At 64.7% G+C, this 14,194-nt stretch carries 14 protein-coding genes; 7 read left to right on the top strand and 7 right to left on the bottom strand.

Annotated features, from left to right (window positions below; genetic code table 11):
- Positions 1 to 66 precede the first annotated feature (66 nt).
- From ABJ196_RS01520 to ABJ196_RS01510, 3 genes are all read right to left on the bottom strand, one after another.
- The gene (locus tag ABJ196_RS01520) at positions 67 to 336 is read right to left on the bottom strand and encodes a hypothetical protein (RefSeq protein WP_347304920.1); all 270 of its coding nucleotides are present in this window, start codon (positions 334 to 336) and stop codon (positions 67 to 69) included.
- Positions 337 to 413: 77 nt separating this feature from the next.
- Entirely contained in the window at positions 414 to 2,018 is a 1,605-nt protein-coding gene (locus ABJ196_RS01515) for a TrkA C-terminal domain-containing protein (RefSeq protein WP_347304919.1), read from the bottom strand.
- A complete protein-coding gene (locus tag ABJ196_RS01510) occupies positions 2,015 to 2,596 on the bottom strand; it encodes an ABC transporter ATP-binding protein (RefSeq protein ID WP_347304918.1) in 582 nt (193 codons plus the stop codon). Before ABJ196_RS01510 ends, ABJ196_RS01515 begins: the two co-directional genes overlap by 4 nt.
- Here ABJ196_RS01510 and ABJ196_RS01505 point away from each other — a divergent pair.
- Positions 2,595 to 3,161: an ABC transporter substrate-binding protein gene (locus ABJ196_RS01505; protein WP_347304917.1), complete on the top strand. Its 567-nt coding sequence runs from the start codon at positions 2,595 to 2,597 to the stop codon at positions 3,159 to 3,161. The genes ABJ196_RS01510 and ABJ196_RS01505 overlap by 2 nt on opposite strands.
- 72 nt (positions 3,162 to 3,233) lie before the next feature.
- On the opposite strand, the gene ABJ196_RS01500 is transcribed toward ABJ196_RS01505, so the two are convergent.
- Positions 3,234 to 4,061 carry a hypothetical protein gene (locus ABJ196_RS01500; protein ID WP_347304916.1) on the bottom strand — a complete coding sequence of 276 codons (828 nt, stop codon included), beginning with the start codon at positions 4,059 to 4,061 and terminating at the stop codon, positions 3,234 to 3,236.
- A gap of 27 nt (positions 4,062 to 4,088) precedes the next feature.
- Between ABJ196_RS01500 and ABJ196_RS01495 the strand changes: the two genes are divergently transcribed.
- Positions 4,089 to 5,435, top strand: coding sequence for an alkaline phosphatase D family protein (locus ABJ196_RS01495; protein ID WP_347304915.1), 1,347 nt, complete (start codon positions 4,089 to 4,091; stop codon positions 5,433 to 5,435).
- Positions 5,436 to 5,584: 149 nt separating this feature from the next.
- Entirely contained in the window at positions 5,585 to 6,730 is a 1,146-nt protein-coding gene (locus ABJ196_RS01490) for a S1 family peptidase (RefSeq protein ID WP_347304914.1), read from the top strand.
- A 75-nt stretch (positions 6,731 to 6,805) separates the two neighbouring features.
- Here ABJ196_RS01490 and hisN read toward each other — a convergent pair whose 3' ends face one another.
- A complete protein-coding gene (gene hisN / locus ABJ196_RS01485) occupies positions 6,806 to 7,591 on the bottom strand; it encodes a histidinol-phosphatase (RefSeq protein ID WP_347304913.1) in 786 nt (261 codons plus the stop codon).
- Positions 7,584 to 8,408, bottom strand: coding sequence for an inositol monophosphatase family protein (locus ABJ196_RS01480; RefSeq protein WP_347304912.1), 825 nt, complete (start codon positions 8,406 to 8,408; stop codon positions 7,584 to 7,586). The genes hisN and ABJ196_RS01480 overlap by 8 nt, the downstream gene beginning before the upstream one ends.
- Positions 8,409 to 8,469: 61 nt before the next feature.
- On the opposite strand from ABJ196_RS01480, the gene prfB reads away from it, so the two are divergent.
- Together prfB and ABJ196_RS01470 are read left to right on the top strand one after the other, a co-directional pair.
- Positions 8,470 to 9,573, top strand: coding sequence for a peptide chain release factor 2 (gene prfB / locus ABJ196_RS01475; protein WP_347304911.1), 1,104 nt, complete (start codon positions 8,470 to 8,472; stop codon positions 9,571 to 9,573).
- Positions 9,574 to 9,769: 196 nt separating this feature from the next.
- Complete coding sequence (locus tag ABJ196_RS01470) at positions 9,770 to 10,759, top strand: HNH endonuclease signature motif containing protein (RefSeq protein WP_347304910.1); 990 nt, start codon at positions 9,770 to 9,772, stop codon at positions 10,757 to 10,759.
- A gap of 48 nt (positions 10,760 to 10,807) precedes the next feature.
- Here ABJ196_RS01470 and ABJ196_RS01465 read toward each other — a convergent pair whose 3' ends face one another.
- Positions 10,808 to 12,424 carry an AbgT family transporter gene (locus ABJ196_RS01465; RefSeq protein WP_347304909.1) on the bottom strand — a complete coding sequence of 539 codons (1,617 nt, stop codon included), beginning with the start codon at positions 12,422 to 12,424 and terminating at the stop codon, positions 10,808 to 10,810.
- A gap of 173 nt (positions 12,425 to 12,597) precedes the next feature.
- On the opposite strand from ABJ196_RS01465, the gene ftsE reads away from it, so the two are divergent.
- Both ftsE and ftsX read left to right on the top strand, forming a co-directional pair.
- Complete coding sequence (gene ftsE / locus ABJ196_RS01460) at positions 12,598 to 13,287, top strand: cell division ATP-binding protein FtsE (RefSeq protein ID WP_347304908.1); 690 nt, start codon at positions 12,598 to 12,600, stop codon at positions 13,285 to 13,287.
- Complete coding sequence (ftsX, locus tag ABJ196_RS01455; RefSeq protein WP_347304907.1) at positions 13,287 to 14,189, top strand: permease-like cell division protein FtsX; 903 nt, start codon at positions 13,287 to 13,289, stop codon at positions 14,187 to 14,189. The genes ftsE and ftsX overlap by 1 nt, the downstream gene beginning before the upstream one ends.
- Positions 14,190 to 14,194: the final 5 nt, after the last annotated feature.

Here is a 14,194-nt window from a genome sequence, read left to right as displayed (position 1 = left end):
CGCTTCCCGATGCCCCATGCCAGCGCATCGCCATCTCCCCCAGCGCCGAGGTACACGACGAAGGAGCTATGAGCTTGCGGCGCCGCGCTCGCCCAGCGGCCATACCGTGTGCTCGCCGTCGTCCAGAACATCGTCACACCTGCGACGCAGATGGATGACCAGATTTTCCGGAACATTGTCCTCCGCGTCGGCGAAGAACCGCTCACCGGGGCGATGCTGAGCGAAGAGGACATCGCGTGTGGCCATGAGCGCCCCGTGCGCGCGCGATCCGTTTGGATCCGCGTTGCGCAGCACAGCAGCTCGACGCTCTGATTCAAGGTCGACGGTTGCTGGCATGAGATGGATATCTCCTTATGGCGCAGTTGCTTGATGTCTTCTTTCGCGCTGGTTACTGGGGTGCGTGTGTAACAGCGCTACGCCACCACCGCCAACCCATGCGTCACCAAAATCTTCGCAATCATCGCGGCGGGGTAGACGAGCGCATAGCCGAGGGACACGCGGGGGTCGGTATTCGTGCGGGTGTTGGCGAAGGCGAGGACGGCTGGCTGGGTTTGCGCGCCGGCGAGCACGCCGGAGGTCTTCGTGGCTCCCATGTGGAGCACGCGGCGCATGAGCAGCGCGACGCCCACGGCGACGGTGAGCGTGACGGCCGCTCCGAGGACGAGGATCTTCCACCAGGCGCCGCCGGTAAAGGCACCGGCGATCTGTCCGCCGGCGTTCGTGCCGGCTTGGGCGAGGAACATGAGGAGGCCGAACTCGGCAAGCACTGTGTTCGCGGAGTGGGGAAGTGCCGTGGGCAAGGAACCCACGCGGCCCAGGCGTGCCATGATGAGCGCGACGATGAGCACGCCCGCGGCCGCGCCCAGGCTAAACGAACCGCCGCCGGGCATGGGGATGGACAGCTCACCCAGGCCCACGCCGAGCGCCATGCCCAAGCCGAGCGAGATGGGGTTGATGTCAGTGAGCCCCTTGGAGGAGTCACCGAGGAACGCGGAGATCTCCTCCAAAGAGTCCGCGGGGCCGACGACACGAACGCGGTCGCCGAGCTCGACCACGAAGTCGGGGATCGCGACTTGGTCCTCGTCGGCGCGACGCACCCGTGAAATTCGTGCGCCCCAGCGCTCGGCAAGGGTGTCGTTGATCTGCGCGATGGTTTGACCTGCATGGAGGTGGCGGGAAATCGTAATGCGCCGGAAGTCGAGGTCGTGGCGGTCCTCGTTGAGAATCTGCGGGGACTCGCGGCCGACGGCTTCGGTGACGAGATGCAGGTATTCGGGCGAGCCGACGACGGTCACCACGTCGCCGGGATAGAGCACGTCAAAGTACTTCGGGATGATGATGTCATTCTGGCTCACCCGCCGCAGACGCGTGACCTGCACTTCGCTGTGGCCGGTCTCAAGAATCTCACCCACGGCCACGCCGCCCTCACGCGTGATTTGCACGTGCACGAGCGTGACCGGGCTCGTCGTATCGTCGTCCTCACCGGCCTTGCGCAGCACGAGCGTCGTCGCCGCGAGCATCCCGATGACCCCAAACAAATAGGCCACCGCATAGCCCACCGTCGCAGCACCACTGTCGCCCGTTGCTTCCGATGCCGCCGCCAGTGCCGGCGTGTTCGTAATGGCGCCTGCAAAGGTGCCCGCGATGGTCGTAGCGTCGAGCCCGAAGGCGTAGCGCCCCAAGGCCCAGGCGACGACGGCCGCGGCGAGGAAGACGCCGATCATCGCGCAGATGGGCCCACCCGCGCTGCGCAGCGATTGGAAGAACGTCACGCCCGAGTTATTGCCAATGCCAAACGCGAAGAGCACAAGGCCCAGCGTGCCGAGTACCGGCGGGAGGACGATCTCCACGCCGGAGGCCGCGCCCGCCGCCGAGACCGCGATGGCGAGGAAGAGCACCGCCGCCGCGCCCAGGCTGATGCTGCGGACCTTGATGCTGCCCAACGCCATCCCAATGCCGATGAGCAGTGCGACAAGCAACACGGGCTGTTCAGCCAGCAAGGAAATTACAGAGGTCACGACGGCACTTTCTCCCTGCACAGGGCAGGGCGGGAGTCTGGGTGTTCAAACGACCCATATCCTAACCCAGGCGACGCTGTGGGGGAGGGGGCATCGGAAAGCGGGGGCAACCGGGGCACGACGAGCGGCCCGCCGGTGACGGGATCGGCGATGACCACGGACTCGAGGCCGAAGACCTCGCGCAGCGAGTCGACCGTGATGACATCCTTCGGGGCACCCATCGCGATGAGCTGGCCGTCGCGCATGAGCGCTAGGTTATCCGAGTAGCGCGCTGCGAGCTCGAGCACGTCCACGCTGTGCGCGAGCTCAAGGTACGTCGTCGGCTCGTCGAGGAAGATAATGTCCGTGTCCTGCGCCAACACCATGGAGATCCACACGCGCTGGCGCTGGCCGCCGGAGAGCGAATCCACGGGGCGCTCGCGCAGGTCCGTAATCCCGGTGAGCTCCATGGCGTGCTTGACGGCCTCCGAATGCGACGACGGCCACTGCTGCAGCCACGTCTGGTGCGGGTGCCGCCCGCGCGCGACCAAGTCCTCGACCGTCACACCTGACGGCGTAATCGGTGCCTGCGGCAGCATGGAAATCTCCTGCCTCTCGCTCGGCGTGCAGCCGGTCGGCGCGGCGGACTGGCTGGCCATCGGCGGCGAGGGCACCGGCCCGTGGCTCAAGGGTAAGTACGACAACGCCCCGGAGATCCTCGGCACGACGGAGCTCAACTACGAGACCATCGCGGCCCTTAAGCCGAATCTCATCCTCGACGTCCGTTCCTCCGGCGACCAGGAGCGCTACGACACGCTTTCGGCCATCGCACCCGTCGTCGGCATTCCAGAGGGCGCCGATAACTGGCTCACCGACCGCGACACGCAGCTCGAGATAATCGGCCAGGCCCTGGGCAAGACCGACGAAGCGAAGACGCAACAGGAGGAGATCGACAAGCGCATTTCCGACATCGCTGTTGAGCACCCTGGCTGGGCTGACAAGACGGTCGCCGTCGTCGCGAAGAAGAGACCGCCCCAGGCCTTTCGCTCGGCACCGTCGATGCCACCAACTTCGCGCTCGACAAGCTCGTCCCCGAGCTCGAGAAGGCCGCCCCGGAGGCTTATCCCCGCGCCGAACAAGGCGCGGGGCTTCGGTGTGAAATGACCACAACGCCCGAATAAGAACCGAAAATTTCGATTTTTCGGTCCTTATTCGGGCGTTGTGGCTAACGCATGGCTAGAAGAAGCGGTTGTACAGGCCGTGGAGCGGCTTGGGCAGCCAGCTCGGCGCGTGGTCTCCCTCTCGAATGGTCGTGGCGGCATACCCCACGCCGAGCGCCGCGAGCAGCGCTGCGAGCGTGCCCACGACTGCCGCGACGATGCCGCCCGTCGACGAGCCACACTTCTCGCTCGATCCCTTGCCCGAGCCGTCGCACGTGTCGGCCTTCGGGTCGACCTCGTTGCTGGGCTTGGCTGCCGGCGTCACGGTCGTCGTGATCGTTGTCGGCACGGGCTCGACCTTCGTCGAGGTCACGACCTCAGGGGTCGGGCCTTCCTTGGTCGACGTGACGACCTTGGTGACCTGAGCCGTCGTGGTCACGGTCGTCTCCACCGGCTCGTGCGGCGCAGACGACGGGGCCGGCTCAGCAGGCTCGGAGGAGGGCGCGGGCTCGGATGGAGCGGAAGACGGGGCGGAAGTGGGGGACGACGGGGAGGAGGGGGCATCGGAAATCTCGGCGCGGTCGTTGTTAGTGAGCGAGACCTTGTCGACGACCGACGGGTCGTTGGCGTTGTACGTGGTGAAGGTGAGCTTGTCGCCGGTGACGTCGACCTTCATATAATCCTCGGTGTGGTCCTGACGCCACAGGGCGGTAGACGGGTGCTGGAGGGTTGTATCGATGGTCTCGAAGCGGGCCTTGGGGTACTTCTTGCCGTCCTCGCCCTGGAAGTCGTAGTACTTGCCGCCGCCGGCGGTGGTCGTGGTGAGGTAGAGGACCTCGCCGTCGTTGGGTTCGAGGACGTCGCCGCGCTTGGCTTCGGCCTCGACCGGGTTGAGGCCGTTCATGAGGTGTGTGCGGGTGTAGATGTGGTCGTGGCCGCCGAGGACGGCGTCGACGTCGAGCCTTTCGGCCTGGAGCCAGGGACGGAGTATTTCTATCGCTTCCGGGTGACCTCCGGCGATCATTCCGGGACGGAGTCCCCCGTGGGACGCACGAAGACCGCTCCTTCCTTTAATGCCACCCCAGAGTCGCTCACCTTCGCCGTGGCCTCGTGTGCGAACTGGGAATCCGGTTTCTTCGCGGCGTACCGCGATATGGCGGAGCGCGGGCAGTCGGGCGAGCTCGACTTCGTGGCCTTCCTCGGTGACTATATCTATGAGTACGGCACGGGGGAGTACCACGGAAAATCTGGCGTCGCCCGTCCGCACTACCCGTCGTGGGAAATCGTCACCCTCGAGGACTACCGCATGCGCTACGGCCGCTACCACACGGACGCGAACCTCCAGGCCGCGCACGCCTCTGCGCCGTGGGTCGTGACGTGGGACGACCACGACTCCGCCAACGACGCGTTTAACGCGGGCGCGCAGAACCACACCGACGGCTTCGCCGAAGGCCAGTGGGACTGGCGCTACAACCAGGCCCTGCAGGCGTATTATGAGTGGATGCCGCTGCGTCGCCCCAAGCTTTCGGAAGAGGGCCACCTCTACCGCAGCCTTCGCTTTGGCACGCTCATGGAGCTCACCATGATGGACCTGCGTAGCTACCGCGACGCGGAGACGACCGCCGCGAACTACGCGAATCCCGAGCGCACCATGCTGGGCAGTGAGCAGTACGCGTGGCTCCAGGACACCATCTCCCTGTCCGAGGCGACGTGGATGGTCATGGGCAACTCCGTCATGATCGCCCCCATGCGCATCCTCACCATCCCCGGCAACGACGAGGCCAACGAGGCCCTGCGCAACGCCAAGGGCACGACCACCGGCTTTGCCATGAACGCCGACCAGTGGGACGGTTTCACCGCGGACCGCGACCGCCTCCTCAAGCTGCTGGCAGAACGCGAGGGCAACTCTTTCTTCATCACCGGCGACATTCACAGTGAGTGGGCGAACTCCATCTTCTACGGCGACGAGGAGGTTGCCTGCGAGATGGTCACCACGTCCATTTCCGCGCCCAACGTGGACGAAATCCTCACCGAATACACCGGCATCTACCATCCGGAAGACAATTCGACCTCGCAGCTCGTCGAGTCCGCCATCCGCGACGCCAACCCCTGGGTCAAGCACGTCGATTATGACGCCCACGGCTACGCCGTCGCCCGGCTCACCGCCGAAGATGTCGAGATGCGTTATTACCGGGTCTCCGACGTCGAGGACCCCGCAGCGAGCGTGTCCCTGGGACTCACCAAGACGTGGGCGCCGGGGCAAGGTTTTACCTCTTAACCTAGGCCTTTGTGCGCGGGGGTACCCGGAGTCTGGAAAACAGGTAACGGCTTGGACACAGTCACTACGACGTTAGGTATTCTGCGCCGCGCGCGTGTCATGATGAGACGGTTCGTCCTCATCCCCAACGTGAATAAGGAGCCCTTTTTATGCTTCATCTTTCGCGCCTTAAGAAAGTCCTCGTGGGTGCGACTTTCGCAGGTGCGTTCTTCTTTGCTGCCCCCGCAGCCACTGCCGCGACGGCCGACCCTGCCGCCGCGCTTTCCGATGCCGCCTCCTCCCTCAATGCCGCATTCAACAGCGCCGTCGACACCGCGCTTGCCGATGCCCCCGCTGAGGTCCAGGAGCACGTCTCCACCGCCCAGCGCCAGGCCGAAACGCAGGCCGCCGCTGTGCACAACCAGGTGCAGACGCAGGTCGCGCAGTACGCGGAGACCGTGGGCGCCGCCCCGGCCGGTGGCGCTGACGAAAGCGGCCAACCGCTGACCAATCCGAACCCGATTGGCCTGCAGCAGATTGAGGAGGCCACGCAGCCCGAGTTCCGTCCGGCCGCCGTGGATCCCAACTACGTGTGGAAGAACGACACGTTCTCCAAGGTCGCCGCGATGAAGCCCGAGGCGGACTTCGTGCTGCACCGCGTGCCGGGCTCGTACTACGACGCCCCGCGGATTCCGGAGGAGTCCAACCGCGCGATGAACCGCGACCACTCGCTCTACGGCCCGGGCACGCCCATTTACATCGGCCAGGACACGATGTGCACGCTCACGGTCGCTGGCCATGACGCCGCTGGCCGCGCCGTGGGCATTACCGCCGGCCACTGCGGCACCGTGGGCGAGCAGGTCAGCTCTGCCGACTCCTGGCAGGTCGGTCCCACGGGCACCGTCGTGGATAAAAACGAGTCCATGGACTACTCCGTCATCGAGTTCAACGACAAGGCGGAGGTCTCCAAGTCCTACAACGGGGTCACCGCGCACGGCGTGGGCGGCACCGTCGCGCCGGGCGAGGTCGCGTGCAAGCGCGGCCTAGCCACCGGCACCACGTGCGGCATGGTGTTGCTCAACAACAACGGCCCGGTCCAAGTCAACCAGGTCTGCGCCATGGTGGGCGACTCCGGTGCGCCGCTGTTCAAGCGCGGCCGCGTGGTCGGCCTCATCACCGGCGGCACCGGCCCGGTCTCGTGCCGCACGCCGTGGCAGGGTGCGCTGCACTCGCCCACGGAGGCGACGAACCTCGACGCCGTCGTCGCTGACATGAACCGCCGCGGCGGCGTGGGCTCCGGCTTCACGGTCGCTTAACCCGCGCACAGCGAGGGGCACCAGCAGGATGCTGGTGCCCCTTCGGCGATCCGGCCAGGTTGGCGGTGTGGCGGGCTACTGCTCGTGGAAGTAGCCCATGACGGTCGTGTGGAGGTGGCCGTTCGTCGCCACGGCGGAGCCGCCAGCGGGGGAGTCCACGCCGTCGAGGGAGGTGAACGTGCCGCCGGCCTCCTTGACGAGGAGGTACGGGGCCGCGAGATCCCAGAGGGACACCTCGGGTTCGGCGGCGACGTCCACGGCGCCTTCGGCGAGCAGGCAGTAGTTCCAGAAGTCGCCGTAGCCGCGCAGGCGCCAGGCGTTATCGGTCATGGCGATGAGCTCCTCGCGCAGGTCGGCCTCGAGCCAGCCGGAGAGCGAGGACATGGCGATGGAGGCGTCACCGATCTTGTCCACGCCGGAGACGCGCAGGCGGCGCTTCTCGCCGCCGAAGACGCGGTAGGCGCCGGAGCCCTCGCAGGCGAACCAGCGGCGGCGCAGGGCCGGGGCAGAGATGACGGCGACGATGGGCTGACCGTCCTCGAGCAGCGCGATGAGCGTGGCCCACACGGGCACGCCGCGCACGTAGTTCTTCGTGCCGTCGATGGGGTCGATGACCCACTGGCGGCCGGACATGATCTGCTCGCCGCCGAATTCCTCGCCGAGGACCTCGTCCTTGGGGCGGGCCTTGGCGAGCTCGGCGCGCAGGAGCTTTTCGCAGGCAAGGTCTGCGTCGGAGACCGGGGTCATGTCCGGCTTGGACTTCACGTTGAGGTCAGCGGCCTCGAAGCGGGACATGGTGAGCTGATCGGCGTGACCCGCCAGTTCAAGGGCCAGACCTAAGTCTTCTTTGTGCTTACCCACGGAGGGCCTCCTCGATTGCGTCGACTGCGTCTTTATTGCCGGCGATGGACCATTCCACGCCGCCCGCGGATACCTTACGCGCAACTCCGCCGGATCCTTCAACCAAGGCCTTGCCGGGCAGCCAATCCCAGTCCGCGACGGAGTGCTGCATCCACGCGCCCCACGTGCCGTCCGCGATGGAGGCCAGGTCGATGGAACCCGCGCCGAGCATGCGCACCGACGCGAAACGCGAGGCCACGCGCTGCCACGCATCCCGGATGTCCGGGTCCTGCATGGACGTGGGATGTAGGTAGGTCGCCAGCGCAATCTGGTCCGGCAGACCGGCCTGCATGTGCACCGGCTTGTTGTCGCGGGTGGTGGGGGTGTCGCGGCCGCCACACCACGTGTAGCCCATGGCGGGGCGGTGGACGGCGCCGAGGATGACCCCGGCGGCATCGGAAAGCGAGAGGGCGCTGCACCAATAATCAGAGCCCGACGCAAAGTTGTAGGTGCCGTCGACCGGATCGATATGCCACACGCGGCCCGACGTTGATGGGCGGGAGGCGCCCTCTTCACCGACAATGCCATCCTCCGGGCGGACCGTCGCGAGGATTTCGGAGACGAACTTTTCGGCCGAGCGGTCCGCGTCCGTGACGACGTCCGAGACAGAAGTCTTCTGGTCGACGCTCACGCCCTGCTCGCGCAGGCGCCAGGCCCAGCGGCCCGCGTTGTAGACGAGTGCCTGGGCCAGATGATGGTCAGAATCGTCCGCGTGCGCGACGATAAACGTCTTGATGAGCGCCGCGGTCATCTCTTCGAGAGAAGGCTGGGAAGTCATAAGTCCACATTGTCCCCCTTAATGCGTGGCAATGCGAATTAGAGGGCTAAACTGGGGCGCTATGCGACCCGAGACTTCCGCCACGATTGACCAGCTAAGCGCGACCCTGACCTCCATCGAGAAGGTCATGGACCCCGAGACGCTGCGCGAGACCGTGCGCGAACTCGAGGCTACGGCGGGCGACCCCTCGTTGTGGGACGACCCGGCGCACGCACAGCAAGTGACGACCAAGCTCTCGGCGGCGCAGGCCAAGCTGCGGCGCTTGGGTGAGCTGCGTGGGCGTCTCGACGACCTGCCCGTCATGTACGAGCTGGCGGAGGAAGAGGGCGACGCCTCGGTGGCGGACGAGGAGCTCGCTTCTGTGCAGGCGGCCATTGAGTCGCTGGAGGTCACGACCATGCTCTCCGGCGACTACGACGACCGTGAGGCTGTTATTAATATCCGCTCCGGCGCCGGCGGCGTCGATGCCGCCGATTGGGCGGAGATGCTCATGCGCATGTACACGCGTTGGGCGGATAAGCACGGCCACAAGGTCGATGTCTACGACATCTCTTATGCGGAAGAGGCGGGCATTAAGTCCGCGACCTTCGTGGTGCACGGCGAGTACATGTACGGCCAGCTCTCGGTCGAGCAGGGCACGCACCGCCTGGTGCGTATCTCACCCTTCGATTCGCAGGCGCGCCGCCAGACGTCGTTCGCTGAGGTCGAAGTCCTGCCCGTCGTGGAGCAGACCGACCATATCGACGTGCCGGATTCGGACCTGCGCGTGGACGTCTACCGCTCCTCGGGCCCGGGCGGCCAGTCCGTGAACACGACGGACTCTGCGGTGCGATTGACCCACCTTCCTACGGGCATCGTGGTGACGTGCCAGAACGAGAAGTCCCAGATTCAGAACAAGGCGTCCGCGCTGCGCGTGCTCCAGGCCAAGCTGCTTGAGCGCAAGCGGCAGGAAGAGCGCGCCGCAATGGACGCGCTGGGCGCTGGCGGCAACGCGTCGTGGGGCAACCAGATGCGCAACTACGTGCTGCATCCGTACCAGATGGTCAAGGACCTGCGCACCAACTATGAGGTGGGCGACCCGCAGAAGGTCCTCGACGGGGATATCGACGGGTTCCTTGAGGCGGCGATCCGCTGGCGTATGGCCACGGAGCGCGCAGCCGAGTAATCGGGGGCGTGTGGCGGTGAAATAGCGGGTCGTCCGCGTGCGCGCGACAGAATACAGGAATCCTGGGTGGGGTGCCAGGATCCCGCCGCGCAGCCTGTGGATAACTAGTTTTGTCGTTATGGTTATCCACAGATTGTGACGCTGTGCTGGGGCGTGCCATTGCGCGGGGTTGACAAGGCTTCGTAGCGTGTGAGGCATGACAACTTCTCTCATCGACGACTACAAGCGCCACAACGTCGACTCTCTCAAGTCCGTGCGCGGGATGACGCGCAAGCAGCTGTGGGATGCGGGCATTAACAACATTGATGCGTCGCTGTTCTTGCGGTTGGCTAAGGTGTACTGGGAGTCGGGCCATGCGCGTATTGACGAGGCGCGGGCGGCTGCGCGTGCGCGCAACCACGGGTTGCGGGTGCTGGAGAAGATCGAGAATTTGGCGCAGAAATCCGATAGGCCGAATGACCTGCGGGTGATTTTGTGTGGCACGCTCGAGGGCGAGCTGGAGAAAGTCGCGGCCAAGCACATTACAAGGCCGAAGCCGGTTAACGAGGCGTCGGTGGCGTTTGGCAAGGACGGGCGCAACCGGCTGATTGTGCGCTCGGACGAGGGGTGGCTCATGGACTTTATCAATGGGCTCCCCGGCGTGGCTGAGGGCGGCCTGGAGGCGGTCTACGGGGGCTTGAAGCAGCATGCGACGGGGGAGGTGAAGCTCGCGGCGCCGCGGAAGATGGTGCACATTATCGTGCCGTTGCCTGTGATGGCGCAGTTGATTCAGGGCAATACGGAAGACATTAAGGTCCGGGCGTTGGATGGAACGTGGCGTACAGGCGAGGACATTATGGCTGAGTTGCTGGAGGGCATTGGGCTGGCGACGTTTGTTAACGCCCGCAATGAGCCGGTGAAGCAGTACCGGTTGCAGCGGTACTTTAGCGCGGCGCAGAAGGAGTTGGCCGCGGCGGTGCAGCATGTGTGTCAGGATCCGGAGTGTCACCGGCCGTTTAACTTGTTGCAGGCGGACCATCTGCTGGCGTGGTCGAAGGGTGGGGAGACGAATATCGACAACATCCTCATGCTCTGCGAGTATCACAACATGAAGAAACGGGATGGGGACGTCTATTACAAAGACGCTAAGGGTAGGTTCTGGAAGCGCCGGGAGTTCGGGCCGGATCTGCCCTGCACCAATAACTAGAAAAACCACGAAACCCGCCCCGAGGGGCGGGCACTTCGGCATGTCGTTTTAGCTTGCCGGGTAGGTCATCGGGGCGCCGGGGCCCAGAGGTATGCCGATGAGGTACCAGATGACGAAGAAGATGAACCAGCCCACGAGCATGGAAATCGAGTAGGGCAGGGACAGTGACATGAGCGTGCCCACGCCGGATCGCTTGTAATAGCGCTGGAGGAACGTGAGCGCGAGCGCGAAGTACGGCGACATCGGCGTAATGATATTCGTCGGGGAGTCGCCGATACGGAAGAGCATCTGCGCGACCTCGGGGGCGACGGAGACGTACATGAGCATCGGCACGACGACCGGTGCCATGAGCGCCCACTGTGCGGAACCGGACGTGATGAAGAGGTTGAGCAGCGCGACCATGAGCACGAGGCCGGCGAACATGAGCACCGGCGGCAGGTCCCAGGCCTGGAGCAACTCGGAGCCCTTAATTGCGGTGTACACACCCAGGTTGGACCAGCTAAACCACGCGAGGAACTGTGCGACCATGAAGAAGAGCACGATCATAGGCAGCAGGGTTTCGATGCCCTTAGCCATGAAATCCGGGAAGTCCGAGGCCTCCTTCACCGTGCCGACCACGATGCCGTAGACCGCGCCGGCCAGGAAGAACGCCAGCGCGATGGGCACCGCGATAGCCTTGATGAGCGGCGACTCCATGAACACGCCATCCGGCCCAGCGAACGGCGAGCCCGGGATGAAGATGAGCGCGAAGAACGCGATGAGGAAGGCCACCAGCGCGGCACCCGCGGCCTTGAGGCCCTTGGCTTCGAGCGGGTGGAGGGCGAGCTTCTCCTCGTCGTCCGAGAAGTCGTACTCGTCATCGTCGGACGCGTTGGGCACCGACGACGAGAAATCCAGTTCTTGGGTCTCCAAATTGTCGTGGTCGACGAGCTCGCGCGCTTTGCGCACGATGAAGAACTCCGTCACCGCCGTGATGATGAGCGACAGGACAATCGCGGACGGCACCACGAAGAAGATATTCGCCAGCGCATTGACCTCGTACTCCGCGTCGACAATCTGCGCGGCGGACGTCGAAATGCCCGCGAGCAGCAGGTCCGTGATGTTCAAAATGAGCGACGCGTTAAAGCCTGCTGACGATGCCGCGAACGCCACCATCGCACCCACGATGGGGGAGCGACCGACCGCGTGGAAGGCGGTGGCACCTAACGGGATAAGGATGACATAGATGGCATCGGAAGCAACGGAGCCTGTCACACCCGTGAGCGCAACGACGAAAGTCAACATCTTGGGGCTCACGCGTGCGACCATGGCGCGCACGAGTGCGGACAGCAGGCCCGATTGCTCCGCGACGGCCACGCCGAGCATGACCGCGAGGATAACACCCAGCGGCGGGAAGGACGTGAAGTTGGTGACGGCCTCCGTCACCATCTTCGATAGGCCCTCCGCGTTGAGGAGATTCGTCACCTTGATCGGCTCGCCCGACTGCGGGTCCGTGGCCTGCAGGCCCGCGAGCGAGCCGAGCCACGAGCTCACCGCCACGACGCCAGCGAGGATGACGAAGAGCCAGAACGGATTAGGCAGCTTGTTGCCGATCTTTTCGATCGTGCCGAGGAATCCGCCAGGCGACTGATGCTCAGGCGGCGCCTGCGTTTGTGATTCGGACATGTTCTCGGCCTTTCTTGTTGACAATTGGGGTCGGGATCGTACGTTCGGATCAGTGTGTAATGGTACACAGGCCCGCCACCTGTGCGAACTCGGCCACAAGCGCAGTCTGTGAAAAGCCTGCCTATCCACGCGGAAGCTGCAGGAATGAAACTAATGTTGCTAGAGTTTCCCCTGTGATCACCTTCGAGAATGTAACCAAGGTCTATAAGGCGTCCGCCAGGCCCGCCCTAGGCGACGTCTCCTTCACGATCGAGGACGGTGAGTTCGTCTTCCTCATCGGCCCGTCCGGCTCCGGCAAGTCCACCTTCCTGGAACTGCTCGTCCGCGAGACGAACCTGACCCACGGCGACATCTATTTCGGCGACTTCCACGTCAATGCTTTGAAGGGCCGCCAGATTAACCGTCTGCGCCAGTCTATCGGCTACGTCTTCCAGGATTTCCGCCTGCTGCCCAAGCTTAACGTCTACGACAACGTGGCGTTCGCGCTCGAGGTTATCGGCAAGTCGAAGAAGGAGATTAAGGAGGCGGTGCCCGAGGTGCTCGACCTCGTGGGTCTCGACTCCAAGGCGCACCGCCTTCCCAATGAGCTCTCCGGCGGCGAGCAGCAGCGCGTGGCCATCGCCCGCGCCTTCGTCAACAAGCCGGCGCTTGTCCTTGCCGACGAGCCCACGGGCAACCTCGACCCGGCCACGGCCCAAGACATCATGACGCTGCTCGCGCAGATCAACCGCACGGGCACGACCGTCATCATGTCCACGCACAACGCGCGCACCGTCAACGAGATGCGCCGCCGCGTGCTCGAACTCAACAATGGCAAGCTCGTCCGCGACGACGAGCACGGCGTCTACGGGGAGGCCATCTAATGCGACTCGGATATGTTCTGCGCGAAGCCTTCCGGGGGCTCGGACGCAACCTCACCATGACCATCGCGCTCGTCATCACGACGGCGATTTCCGTCGGCCTGCTCGTCGCTGGCGTGCTCGTCACACAGATGACCGAAGACACCAAGGACATCTACCTCGAGAAGGTCGAGGTCATGGTCCAGCTCGACGAGCCCACGTCCGCGAATGACACGACCTGTGAGCATGGCGCCTGCGCCGACATAAAGAAGAAGCTCGAGGCTGACGACGGCGTCGAGTCCGTCACCTACCGCAACCGCGAGGAGTCGTACAAGCGTTTCGTCGAGGTCTTTCAGGAGACCGACCCGCTGCTCGTCGAAGAGACCTCCCCGGACGCGCTGCCCGCCGCCCTCCACGTGCGCCTCGTCGATCCCACGGATACCTCCGCCATCGACGCCATCGCGAACGACCCCGGCGTCGACACCATCGTCGATCAAGGCGACGAGGTCCGCTCCGCGACCTCCAACCTCGACACCATCCGCAACGCGACCTTCATCCTGGCACTCGTCCAGGCCATCGCCGCCATCTTCCTCATCGCGAACATGGTGCAGATCGCCGCGTTCAACCGCTCGCGCGAGATGTCGATTATGCGCATGGTCGGCGCGACCCGCTGGTTTACCAACGCCCCCTTCGTCTTCGAGGCCGTCCTCGCCGTGCTCTTCGGCACCGTTCTCGCCGGCGTGGGCGTCTATCTGGGCAAGAACTTCGTCCTTGACCCGTCGTTGAAGAACCTCTACTCCTCCCAGCTGCTGGCGCCCATCCGGGACTCGGATATCTGGGTCGCCATTCCCATCATCGGCGCGGTGGCCATCGTCTTCGCCGCCCTTGCCGCCTGGGTTACCTTGCGCGCCTACGTGCGCAAGTAGCTTCC

The organism is Corynebacterium sp. SA-MJD20WY100 (assembly GCF_039822565.1).
Lineage (GTDB): Bacteria > Actinomycetota > Actinomycetes > Mycobacteriales > Mycobacteriaceae > Corynebacterium > Corynebacterium phoceense_A.
This window is presented reverse-complemented; position numbering and strand designations above follow the sequence as displayed.

Coding starts and splice junctions, on each gene's coding strand:
- ABJ196_RS01520 (WP_347304920.1), bottom strand. CDS start 336: ATGCCAGCAACCGTCGACCTTGAATCAGAGCGTCGAGCTGCTGTGCTG.
- ABJ196_RS01505 (WP_347304917.1), top strand. CDS start 2,595: ATGGAAATCTCCTGCCTCTCGCTCGGCGTGCAGCCGGTCGGCGCGGCG.
- ABJ196_RS01510 (WP_347304918.1), bottom strand. CDS start 2,596: ATGCTGCCGCAGGCACCGATTACGCCGTCAGGTGTGACGGTCGAGGAC.
- ABJ196_RS01500 (WP_347304916.1), bottom strand. CDS start 4,061: ATGAACGGCCTCAACCCGGTCGAGGCCGAAGCCAAGCGCGGCGACGTC.
- ABJ196_RS01490 (WP_347304914.1), top strand. CDS start 5,585: ATGCTTCATCTTTCGCGCCTTAAGAAAGTCCTCGTGGGTGCGACTTTC.
- ABJ196_RS01480 (WP_347304912.1), bottom strand. CDS start 8,408: ATGACTTCCCAGCCTTCTCTCGAAGAGATGACCGCGGCGCTCATCAAG.
- prfB (WP_347304911.1), top strand. CDS start 8,470: ATGCGACCCGAGACTTCCGCCACGATTGACCAGCTAAGCGCGACCCTG.
- ABJ196_RS01470 (WP_347304910.1), top strand. CDS start 9,770: ATGACAACTTCTCTCATCGACGACTACAAGCGCCACAACGTCGACTCT.
- ABJ196_RS01465 (WP_347304909.1), bottom strand. CDS start 12,424: ATGTCCGAATCACAAACGCAGGCGCCGCCTGAGCATCAGTCGCCTGGC.
- ftsX (WP_347304907.1), top strand. CDS start 13,287: ATGCGACTCGGATATGTTCTGCGCGAAGCCTTCCGGGGGCTCGGACGC.